Raw genomic sequence first — 12053 nt, 5'->3', positions numbered from 1 at the left:
GTAATTCTCTAGAAATTAACTCCGCAATATTTTTATTTTTTTGATCTTGCATATTCACCGATTTTTTTATCCGCTGATGAAATGTGCTTTGTAAGCCATTCTAATATAAACTGGTTCGAGCTTATTACCACTGTCAAATTTGCCCCTGCTGTCTCATACTGATTTCTGAGTTCTGCTAATTTTTTTATAAACCCTTCATGCATTTGTTTCTGAGCACTTAATTCTGGGTAATTAATACTTGTCATATACTTTTCCTCGTCTTTGAAATGAGTCTTTGTATACTCGTCAAGAAAATCGAACATCTGAATTATATATTCCTTCGATTTACCGCTTTTTCCTGCCTCAAAAAGCTTATCTGCCTTTTCAAACCATTTTTTGTGCTGGTTGTCAATTAAGTCAACTCCAACCTCTAAGTTTTTAGTCCATAGCAATGCCATAACTTCCTCCTGATTTTATGAGAGCTGTGCTCTTATATATTTTAAATTATTTTTAATAGTTTTTTCTGTGATGAGGAATTATTTAACTATAAAAATATATTTTTTACCTCTTTTCACAGTTTACTTCCTTAAATCCTTACAAATACTATATCGGGAAAATATTTTAAAAATTCACTTGATATTTATAGAAATAATCCTTAGCTGACATTAAAAATTAGACTCCTTGAGCCTTTCTCTTAGCTTTATTGACTCAACCAGCTTTTTCAACTTCTGTGACTGTTCGCTTAACTCCTGACTGGCAGCAGCACTTTCCTCAGCTGTCGCCGAATTTGTCTGTATTATTGAAGAAATCTGTTCAACACCTTCCAACACCTGAGATATAGCTGACGCCTGATCAACAGAAGCCCTTGAAATTTCTTCTATCATATATAAAGCTGCTTCAGATTTTTCTACTGCCATATCCAATGACATTTCTGTCTGCTTTGATACCTTTGATCCATCTTCAACTGCTTTCAATGAGTTTGCAATAAGCTCAGAGGTAGTTTTTGCCGCCCGAGCACTCTTTGACGCAAGATTTCGAACTTCATCGGCAACAACCGCAAACCCCTTTCCTGCTTCTCCTGCCCTTGCAGCTTCTACAGCCGCATTTAGAGCAAGTATATTTGTCTGGAAAGCTATATCGTCTATAACTTTAATTATCTTCGCAATTTCCTGCGATGACTGACTGATATTGCTCATTGCCTTATTCATATCTTTTACATAGCTGCTACCCGCCTCAACCTGCTTTGATGATTCATGAGATGCTTCTGACGCCTTTTCTGCATTGGATGCATTGCTTTTTATTTTTTTGGATATCTCGCTAAGTGTTGCTGACAACTCTTCTATGGATGCAGACTGCTCCGAGGCACCCTGAGATAATGACTGAGCTCCTGATGCAACCTGCTCTGAACCAATTGCAACCTGTTCTGAACTTTCATTAACCTGACTTACAATAGAATTAAGATAAAGATTAATTTTTTTCATTGAAACGGCTATTGAATTAAAGTCGCCGATGTATTCCATATTTATTTCATTTGATAGATCCCCTTCGGAAATAGCTCCAAGTTGGCATGAAATATCGTTTATGATAATATTTATTCCATTAATTGTATTTCTCAAAGATTCTATTAAAATTCCCACTTCATCGTTTCTGTCTGACAAATTTATTTCACTATGTAAATTTCCTTCGGAAAGTTTCTTAATTCTGTCGGCACATTGAATAACAGGATCTGCAATTTTTTTTGCTGTTTTCATGCCGCCAAAGTATGCTGCAACTAAAGATAATGCCGATACGATTAATATTAATACAATTCCCGTGTTAGTTGATTTCAAATATTCTGATTCCGGAGCACTTACAAAAAAACCCCAGCTATTGCTTCCTGATATCGGAGAATATGCAATAAGGCTCTTTTTACTGTCAAAAGAATATTCCCCGTAATCAATTTCTCCATTCATAAGCTTCTTCTCTGCCTCAGCAATTGACTTAAAGTTTGCATCAGTCTCAAATAAATTTATTGCATTTTCTCCATTTAATACTTTCTCATATTCCGGGTGTCCTATTGTCAAGCCTTCATTATTTAAAATAAACCCGTAACCGTTTTTCCCTATTTTTACCGCACCGGAAACATCTGACAAAACTTTTCCATCCAGAACTATAACAGCAACTCCGTTAACAGATGAACCGTAAGATCCGTTTTTCCATAACGGTGCTGCAACTGTAAGTGTTACCTTATCTAATTTTTTATTTAATTCAGGCTCTGTAATGTATACAGTCCCATCCATTGCTGAAGCAAAATATTCTGTATCATTTACAACATATAATTCTCCTGTTACCGGTGATTCTCCTCTTCCCATTGCATTAACTGTAAAGGCATCTACGAGCTCATATCTTTCAACCATTTGAGAAATGATTTTCAGCTTATCCTTTTTTTGTGACGACAAATCCGACAGCACAGGATTTAATCCAAACTCTGACGCAACTGTTTTATAAACATCCAGCTTATTTGCAATAACATCTGAGGATACCTGTGCAAGATTCACCATTGTCTGTTTCAGAGTCTCAAATGTTGAACTATAGTTTTGGTAGACGGAAAATCCTCCCAATACTATAACAACCACCGTAACGAGAGATATCGATCTCAAAAATATTCTTGTTTTAATGCTTCCTTTCCTAACCCTTGACTCTTTATTGCCTCTACTTCTATTTATTTTGTTTTTGCTTTTCATCCCTTTTGTAATTGCCATTCCTATACAAAACCTCCATATCAGATTAATTCAAATCAATTCTACTAATACAGTATACCACCGCAGTAAAATGTATAAAGAAACCGGAAATTTTTATATTTCCGGTTTTCATGCTAATTATTTTCTGCCGGAGCATTTGTTTTAAAACGGCTTATCAAATCGTTCAGTATCTGTGATTGTCCAGAAAGCTCTTCACTATTAGCAGCGCTTGCTTCCGCCGTTGCTGCATTTTCCTGCACTACAGAAGAAATTTGTTCTATTCCGCTTCTTATTTGATTAACGGAAACAGTTTGTTGTGAAGATGCTTTAACAATTTCATTGATCAATTCATTTGTTTCATTTGTCTTACTCACTATACTTGCCAGCGATTTTTCTGCTTCGTCTGCCAGTACGGTTCCTTTATTTATTGCCTGTATAGAATTTTCTATTAATGTGGTTGTCTGTTTTGCCGCTTCAGCAGATTTTTGTGCGAGATTTCTTACTTCATCCGCAACTACGGCAAATCCCTTGCCCGCAGAGCCCGCTCTTGCTGCTTCAACAGCTGCATTTAATGCAAGTATATTAGTTTGGAAAGCTATATCATCTATTACTTTTATAATTTTTCCTATTTCGCTTGAGGAATTGCTTATTTCATCCATGGCAGAAAGCATATCTCTCATATGACCGTTGCCTATTTCTACTTCTCTTGATGCCTCTGTGGCTTTGTCTCCCGCATTTTCAGCATATTCAGCATTTCCTACTATTGTCTGATATATTTCATTTACTTCAGCTGATAATTCCTCTATGGCGCTGGCCTGCTCTGTCGTTCCCTGAGCCAATGTCTGAGCTCCTGTTGATACCTGCTCTGCGTTCATATTTATTGAGCTGGATGAATTTTTTATTTTTCCAATTGTATCTATTAGTGTATTTGATACATGTATTAACGCTGCTTTTAGTTTTGCAAATTCTCCCTCGTAATCATTCTCCAATTCCATTGCCAGATTGCCGTCAGCAACTTCATTAAGAACTTTTACGCTCTCATTAATATAAAGTATGTAAGATTTTAATCTCAATGTTAAACTGTCAACAGATTTTGCCAGTTCACCTATTTCATCATCGCTTTTTATTTCAAGACTTACATTCAGGTCTCCTTTTGCAAGCTTATTTGTAGTTTCAGTTAATTTCTTTATAGGCTTTGTCATTTTGTTTATCAGTATAGCCAGAGTTATAAGCAGAATAATAAGTACTATCAGGAAAACAGTAATGATTGTAGTAAGCAGCTGCCTTGTATCAGCCATAAATTCTTTCTCAGGCATCGATGACAGTATCTTCCAGCCTGTACTCCCTATAGATACGCTGTTACCAAAAAGTTTCTCATTTTTATAAACATATTCTGAAACTTCCTGTGAATCACTGTTAATCGATGCTATAATGCTGTCGCTCAAACCTATTTCATCTATTGATTTTAATAGACTTTCTTCATTCTTGTGTGCTGCAACAATATTGTTCTTTGTAATTAAAGAAAAGTACCCTGTATCTCCCAAAGCATATTCCCCAACCATTTTTGTAAGTTTTTCTATTGCTATATCTACAGCAGCCAATCCTTCAATCTTACCGTTAACCGTAATAGGCCCGGAAATAGTTATGACTATGCCGCCGGTTATTGCATCTACATACGGATCTGTTATGCATATTCTATTTTCTGTAACCGCTTTATAATACTCCTTTGAAGATACATCATAACCTACTTTTGATTGTACAGTAGGTGACACTAGGTAATAGTCATCTTCTGCTATATATGCAGAAAGTATAACCTCCGGATCCATTTTCTGCGTATCCTCCATTGTCTTTGCAGCTGTCATAAATCCCTCTGTCTGTGTCAGTGTACTTCTTCCCTTTGCATCCACAAGAAACTGCTGCAAATTCTTATCCTGAGCTATTTGCTCAACTATCGCAATGTATCTCTCAAAAAACACTTCTGCTTTGTTACTTACGCTGCTTGATGTTTCATTCAATATTATTTTTTCATTTTCAATTAACCTTGAATTTATAGTCGACCCTATTATGCCTCCGGTTGCAACCAGCATTATGAAACATACAATAAAAAGTGTTAATATAAACTTTGTAGTTATACTCTTATGTGCTTTGAAATCGTTTTTCCCTCTAACGTTATTTTTCATACTTCCTCCTTTTAACGTAACAATTGATGAACTAATCTCACTTCTATAAGAATAAGGTCAAAGAACAGGTTATCCCTGTTCTTTTATGCTCTAATATTTAACGTCTTTTTTGAATGCTGCTCAGGTTGTATTAATATATTTTTGATATCCTTTAATTCAACATTTATTTTTTTTCGTATTGTTTTATCCATTTCCGCTATTTCTGCAAAAATTGCTCTTATTTCCTTCTTCGCTTTTATAGCACTTTCCGAATCAGCATAGTCATAATCCTTGTAATACTCTTCTATCGCTGTGTTTATAGAATTGATTTTTTCTATATGCTTCTTTCTTTCATCAATCATAGAGTTAGCTTTCTCATACTCCGTTTTCAAAGAAACTGCTATTATTTCTTTGGTAAAGTTTCTCAATTCTATGGCGGCCTCTTTTTTTTCTTCCAATAATTTATCCATATTCCATCCTTAGTTTTTTGAAGTTCTTGTTATTTTATCTGCTTCTGCCCACGTATCTCTAAATTCTTTAATCATTGGAAGTATGTCATCTATATATTCTGATGATTTCATAGCTGATGCTTTGATTGTCTGGGTTATAAAAAACCTGTACATATCCTCCAATTCCTTTGAAATAGCATAGTTATCATCTAAAGTAACAATAAGATGGCTAAAAATTTTTCTGGTTTTCTCAAGCATTATACTGGCATTATTATAATCGCTATTATCTAGCAAGATTTTACTCTGATTAAGTTTTTTTATTGCTTCATCAAACAGCAATATAAGAAGCTCTCCTTTTGTCATAGTATTCACTGAAGTTTTTTTGTATTGCTCAAATGGATTTAACATTTTTTATTCCTCCGATTTATCCCATCATATCTGTTAGCCAGCTGCTTTGTGCATTCAGATTATTTAGTGCTTGCTCAAGAGCCGTAAACTTATTCCAATATCTCTCTCTCTCATTTTTAAGGTCTACTTTGAGCTCATCCATCTTATCTTCGTAATCCTCAATTCTTTCAGAAATGTAGTTTTTGTCTTCTGTATATCCTCCTGCCATACCTGCTTCGTCTATCAGTATACCTTTAGTTCCTGAAACTCCGACGTTCGATCTCAATATTGACTGAAGCTGCAATGCTATTCCTGATTTTGCATCAGAATCTGCACCGCTTGCTGACGCAGTAAATAAATTTACAATTTCATCAGAATTTTCAAATAATTGCTCTTTAAATTTCTTTTCATCTAGAATCAACTTACCGCTAGTATCCATGCTTGCAGCTTTAATTCCTATGCTTGACATAGACAAACTGCTTACATCCGTAAAACCCGACATTGCCTCTCGCATATTTCTCAACAATGAATTTATCTTAGAGTCGCCAAAGAGTATGCCTTTTTTTGCTTCTTCAGTCCAATTATTAATTTCATCTTCACTCATATCATCTTGCTGTTCAGGTGTCAGAGGCTGATAGTCTCTGTCTGGTTTTTCACTGGTCTGTGTACCTATAAGCTCAATTATTTCATTGTATTCATCAATGAACCCCTTTACTTTTTCTACAATTTCATCGGTATTATTGGTTACGTCAAATGTAATTGGCTGTTCAGATGTTGCAGCTCCTTGGGCTTTACTGCTTAATTCAACATTTATACCATCAACAGTAAAATTTGCTGTACTTCGAGTGACTTCAACATCTACACCATTTAACGTATATGACATCTTTGTATCATTTCCTTCTGTAACATTTCTGTCACTGCCAAATAAAGCATATGCCAGGCTTCCTTCTCCATCATCCTGTATGTCAATACCTATATGGGAACCCGTTTCGTCGGCAATCACCGAAAATGTATCTGTAGTATTTAAATAAGTAATATTTACTTTCATATCCGAATTGTTGTTTATAGCCTTTATGACATCATTCAATGCAGCTGTTTTTTCAAATTCCAATGTTGTACCATTTATTGTAATTGAATATTTGCCATCTTCACCAACAGGAGTGTTTAAGCCTTCGATCCCTGATTCTTCCAAAGTTGCATACAAATTTACTCTATTTCCTGCTCCGCTTTTAAGGCCGGTTAGTCTGCTCAAGTCCTTGCTTATAGACTTTATACCGAAAACATCAGTATCCTTTGTATCTCCTATGGCAGAAAACGAAAGAGCGCTGCCATTTAGCTCAACACTTAATCTGTCTTTTCCATAAGCTTTATCAAGCTCATTTTGTAAGTATCTTGTTAATGCATTTTCATCATCCAGCGTTATTTCTTCCGTACCTCCGCCTTCTTTTGGAACTTCAACTTTTTCTGCAAGATTTATTGTTTTTGCAATTCCGTTGTATTCAAAAGTTATATATGATGATGTATCACTTAAAACTTCTGATTTTTCTCTTACAAGGTCGGCTTCCAAAACTGCCTCTGAAGAAATTTTGCCGTTTTCTTCTCCCGTACCTAAATTTAAAGTTTCCAAAAACCTCGTGCTTCCGGCAGAGATATAACCATCTGAAAGTTCAAATTTATCTCCGTTTAATCCAAAACTAATGTTAAGCGGATTATCTTCGGAATCCTTCAACTCCCCGAGCTGAACATTTAGCTGGTTTACAACGTCTGCGAGTGTTTCTCCGCTGAATTCTTTATCAATAGTAACTTTGTAGTCTTTACCCTCATAGTTAACAGTAAACGTCTCACCTGCAAGAGTAGAAACTTTATCCTTAATATCGCTGCTGCTGAATATTTCACTCGTTACCTTCTTATTAGAATATAAACTGGCAGCTGATGCAACGCTTGTTATACTGTTTATAGAAAAATTTTTAATGTTATCTGTATTTCCTGTTACATTTACGTAATCTGATGATGACTTATAGGTGTAGGATTCAAAGAAGCTCGAACTTAAAATGTTCGTTTTTGAACCCGTCGAATACGAAAGATATTTGTTGCTAAATGATAGAAGCTTTGAACTAATTTCACGATATGCTTCCTGTTTGTATAATAATTTTTGTTTTGCCTGATACTGTCTGTTTATTTTATTTCTTGTGGTTGCTGTCATTTGCTCTACTAATTCGTCAGTATCAAGTCCCGACAGCAGACCTCCGACTCCCTTGCTTACGGACGAGCCGTAAATACTTGATGAAATTGATGACATATGATTCTCCTTTCTGAGTAATTGCACAGCCTCATTCATAGTTCAATGCAATTAATGCCTTGTAATTATTATCTGTTCAGATATTTGAGCAATATATCCGCAATATTATCTATTGATGATTGCACTTCTACTGCACCTATGTTGAACGCAGCCATAGGCATTCCATAAACAACAGAAGATTTTTCATCCTGCCCTATTGTATATGCCCCGGCCTTTTTCATATTCAAAAGTCCCTGTGCTCCGTCTTTGCCCATGCCTGTAAGTATAATTCCGATTGCATTTTTTCCTGCAGCTTTCGCAACTGAATCAAACAATACATTGACTGACGGGCAATGACCGCTGACCTTATCTCCAGGTTTACATGTTACATAGTAACCCTTTTGGTCTTTGGCAATCCTCATCTGCCTGTCTCCCGGAGCAATCAGCGCAAGTCCATTTTCGACTCGGTCTCCATCCTGCGCTTCTCGCACGTTAACATTGCAAATTTTATTTAACCTGTCCGCATACATTTTTGTGAATCCGGGAGGCATGTGTTGGGTTACAAGTATTCCAGGAACTTCTGCAGGCAAAGCTTTAAGAATTTTTAGTGTTGCTTCTGTTCCTCCTGTAGATGCTCCTATCGCAATAACTTTTATTTTTGTAATTTTTGAAAGCTTATGCATTACTTGTTTTGTATTATCAGTTTTTATACTTTCCTTGGGTATATATTCTTTTTTCTGCCCTGCATATGTAACAAGTTTTGCTATTGAAGCAATTTTAATCTTTGTTTTAAGTTCTCTGAAAAACATCTCGAGATCATTGCCTGATGACATATCAGGTTTCTTAACAAAATCAACCGCACCTGAATGCAAAGCATCAAATACGCTTATATTCATTGAGCTTACAAGCACAACTTTCATTGGGTGTTCAGCCATAAGCTTTTTTATGAAAGTTAATCCGTCCATTTTTGGCATTTCTACATCCAGCGCAAGAATATCCGGATTAAGTATTTTAATTTTTTCCATGGCATCAATTGGGTCTATGGCAGTTCCTACGACTTCTATATAGTTGTCCTTGCTCAACTCATTCTTCAATACATTCCTGAACAAGAGCGAATCATCTGTAATAAGTACTTTTATTTTATTTTTTATCATATTATACCTTCTTATAGATTGCCGGGTTTATATATTGGTATTTTGATTGGTTCCTTTGTATGGTTTCAGCATGTCCAATCATCAAATACCCACCGGGCTTTGTCGCCTCATAAAATTTATTTACCATATTTATTTTTGTTTCAGCATTAAAATATATCATTACATTTCTGCAAAAAATTACATCATGTTTATTTTTAACAGCTATTGGATTCATCAAATTAAACACATTAAAGGTTATATATTTTCTTATATTAGGCAAAACCCGAAATTTACCGTCGTCAGTCTTTGCAAAATATCTTTTCTTATATGCTTCTGGGAGATTCTTTAACGAATCTTCGGCGTAAACTCCCTCACGAGCCTTTGAAAGGACATTTTCCGATATATCTGTAGCCAATATTTGAATTTTCCACTGACCTCTTGAAAACTTAAAATAATCATCAATTACCATGGCCAGTGTATACGGCTCTTCTCCCGAAGAACAACCTGCACTCCATATGCTCAGTATTTTTGATTTATTATTCTTCTCTTCGTAAGGAAGTATCACATCTTTTAAATATTTAAAGTGATTATCTTCTCTGTAAAAATATGTATAATTTGTAGTAAGTTTATTTATAAGTGTTGTAATTTCATCCTTATTATTTTTCTTAACATTTTCGAGGTATTGACCAAAGCTTTTCATGCCTTTTTTTTCTATTATGTTCGATAGTCTTCCCTCAATCAATATTCTTTTTTTAGAAAGATCTATTCCGTAATTATTATGCATATAATGAACAAATTCAAGAAATTCGCCGTCTGTTAATTTTACCATATCTACATACTTTCTATTAAATTTCCTATATCAAGGATTAAATTTATACTTCCGTCTCCCAGTATGGAGCATCCGGAAATTCCTGCTTCTTTTAAATTATATTTATTTAATATTTGAGGCAGCGGCTTAACCACAACCTGTTGTTCTCCTATTATGTGATCTACAAACAAGCATATGCTGCTGTCTCCGGACTCCACAAGAATTAGTATTCCGTCATCAATACTTGTAACATCGGATGATATGCCGTACAGTTCATTTACTCTGACAATGGGATAGCATTTTTCCCTGATTAAAATCATTTCCCTGCCGTCAGTGTTGTTGATAATTTCCTTTTCAGTTGTTTTAAATGACTGCTGAATATTTTTAATCGGTATAATAAACTCCGATTCTCCCACTACTACCTGCATGCCGGAAACTATTGTAAGCGTCAGAGGTATTTTAAATGTTATAGTTGTCCCTTCACCTTCTCTGCTGTCCAGAGCAACAGTTCCGCCAACCTTTTCTACATTTGATTTAACAACATCCATACCAACTCCTCTTCCCGAATATTCCGTAACTGCCTCGTTTGTTGAAAATCCCGGTAGCATCAAGAATTGATAGATTTCCTTCGCAGTATATTCGCTTTCAGGTTTGGTCAGCATATTTTTTGCTTTAGCCTTTATGAGAATTTTTTCGCTTTCAAATCCTCTTCCGTTGTCTTCAACAGTTATGTGAATTTCTCCGCCTGTGTTTGAAGCTGACAGTCTTATTATACCCTTCTCGTTTTTACCTTTTTGTATTCTTTCACCGCCCGATTCAATTCCGTGATCCATTGCATTTCTAACTAAATGCATTATTGGATCTGAAATTCCGTCAACAATGGTTTTATCTATTTCTGTATCTTCTCCGGAAAGTATCAGTTCAACATCTTTATCTAATTCCTTTCCCATGTCTCGTACTATTCTTTTCATTTTATGGAACACGCCCGATACAGGCACCATTCTGAGAGACATTACAATGTCCTGAAGTTCGTCTGTCAGCTTTCGCATCTGTCTGGTTGATTTTGTGAAATTTTCAGAATTCAGCTTTTTTATCTCATTATCTGAAGCCACCATTGATTCCGCAATAACCAATTCTCCCACGATGTTCACCAGTTTGTCCAACTTTGAAAGGTTCACAGTAATTAAGCTCTGCTTACTGTGCTTTGCTGTTGATTCCACCCTTGCAGTACTAACGGGTTTTACAACTGCACCTGAGTTCCCGGAATTATCTTTAATCTCTGCATGCTCTTCCTTAGGACTTTGTTTTTGTTCCTTAGAGTATTCTATAACTGTATAATTTTTTACATTTAAAGCTTCTCTTACTACGCCCACAGCAGCATTTAAAGATTCCTTATCATCAACGTATACAAAAAATCCGTTTTTTATTATGTCCTGAGATGTTTCCGAAATACTTTCTATGTTTTCCGGTTTATACGAAAAATCAACTCCTGTTTCTTTTAATTGATTAACTATTAGATATGCCCTTATATTTTCCATTCCAATATCATCATCAAAAATAATCTTAATAGCATATGCATTGCCTGTAAAATTTGTTTTCGCAGCCGTTTCATCAATTTCTTCCTCTTTTTTTAGAACAGCCGAAGATTGAGTCAATGCTGCTTCTTCGTTTGGTGAGGTATTTTTTGCAGCCGTTTTTCCAGATATTATGTTCAAAAAATCCAGTATTTCCTTTTCAAATGGCTGTAGATTTGTTTCAAGTTCCTGCCCTTCTTCTATTTTAGAAATTTCATCTTTTATAAAATCCGTAAACTTGAATACCAGATTTACCAGGTCTTCATTATATTTGGCTTCTACTCCGTTTTCCCTTATATAATAAAACAAATCTTCTACTTTATGTGATATTGTCATAATGCTGTTAAACTGCATCATTGCAGATGAGCCCTTAATTGTATGCATTATTCTGAATATTTCATCGACGCACTCTTTATCAAATGCCTGTTCGCTTTCTGCCCTGAGTAAAATTTCATCCAGTTGTTCTAGCAGAGAATTTGCTTCAAAAAGATACATGTCCAGTACAGAATCAAAATTGTTATCCATATTAATCTCCTTATTCGAATTATTCGAACCTTTTCTTGTTT

At 35.3% G+C, this 12053-nt stretch carries 9 protein-coding genes; all 9 read right to left on the bottom strand.

What is annotated here, in order from left to right; translation table 11 throughout:
* Nucleotides 1-32: 32 nt before the first annotated feature.
* The 9 genes from RBQ61_RS06840 to RBQ61_RS06800 all read right to left on the bottom strand — a co-directional run bounded on the left by RBQ61_RS06840 (nucleotide 33) and on the right by RBQ61_RS06800 (nucleotide 12012).
* On the bottom strand, nucleotides 33-437 hold the full coding sequence (locus tag RBQ61_RS06840; protein ID WP_308139745.1) for a bacteriohemerythrin: 405 nt from the start codon (nucleotides 435-437) through the stop codon (nucleotides 33-35).
* Nucleotides 438-644: 207 nt separating this feature from the next.
* A complete protein-coding gene (locus RBQ61_RS06835; protein ID WP_308139744.1) occupies nucleotides 645-2720 on the bottom strand; it encodes a methyl-accepting chemotaxis protein in 2076 nt (691 codons plus the stop codon).
* Between the two features lie 113 nt (nucleotides 2721-2833).
* Nucleotides 2834-4879, bottom strand: a complete 2046-nt coding sequence (locus RBQ61_RS06830) for a methyl-accepting chemotaxis protein (RefSeq protein WP_308139743.1) — start codon at nucleotides 4877-4879, stop codon at nucleotides 2834-2836.
* An 83-nt stretch (nucleotides 4880-4962) separates the two neighbouring features.
* Nucleotides 4963-5328 (bottom strand): hypothetical protein, encoded by a 366-nt coding sequence (locus RBQ61_RS06825; protein WP_308139742.1) that lies wholly within the window; start codon nucleotides 5326-5328, stop codon nucleotides 4963-4965.
* 9 nt (nucleotides 5329-5337) lie between these two features.
* Nucleotides 5338-5715: a flagellar export chaperone FliS gene (gene fliS, locus RBQ61_RS06820; protein WP_308139741.1), complete on the bottom strand. Its 378-nt coding sequence runs from the start codon at nucleotides 5713-5715 to the stop codon at nucleotides 5338-5340.
* 16 nt (nucleotides 5716-5731) lie between these two features.
* Nucleotides 5732-7993: a flagellar filament capping protein FliD gene (gene fliD / locus RBQ61_RS06815; protein ID WP_308139740.1), complete on the bottom strand. Its 2262-nt coding sequence runs from the start codon at nucleotides 7991-7993 to the stop codon at nucleotides 5732-5734.
* A gap of 68 nt (nucleotides 7994-8061) precedes the next feature.
* Entirely contained in the window at nucleotides 8062-9126 is a 1065-nt protein-coding gene (locus tag RBQ61_RS06810) for a chemotaxis response regulator protein-glutamate methylesterase (protein ID WP_308139739.1), read from the bottom strand.
* 1 nt (nucleotide 9127) lies between these two features.
* Nucleotides 9128-9934 carry a protein-glutamate O-methyltransferase CheR gene (locus RBQ61_RS06805; RefSeq protein ID WP_308139738.1) on the bottom strand — a complete coding sequence of 269 codons (807 nt, stop codon included), beginning with the start codon at nucleotides 9932-9934 and terminating at the stop codon, nucleotides 9128-9130.
* Between the two features lie 2 nt (nucleotides 9935-9936).
* The gene (locus RBQ61_RS06800) at nucleotides 9937-12012 is read right to left on the bottom strand and encodes a chemotaxis protein CheA (RefSeq protein ID WP_308139737.1); all 2076 of its coding nucleotides are present in this window, start codon (nucleotides 12010-12012) and stop codon (nucleotides 9937-9939) included.
* Nucleotides 12013-12053 lie beyond the last annotated feature (41 nt).

This window comes from Sedimentibacter sp. MB35-C1 (genome assembly GCF_030913635.1).
Classification (GTDB): domain Bacteria; phylum Bacillota; class Clostridia; order Tissierellales; family Sedimentibacteraceae; genus Sedimentibacter.
The sequence above is the reverse complement of the archived record's forward strand: the minus strand, read 5'-3'. Positions and strand labels throughout refer to the sequence as shown.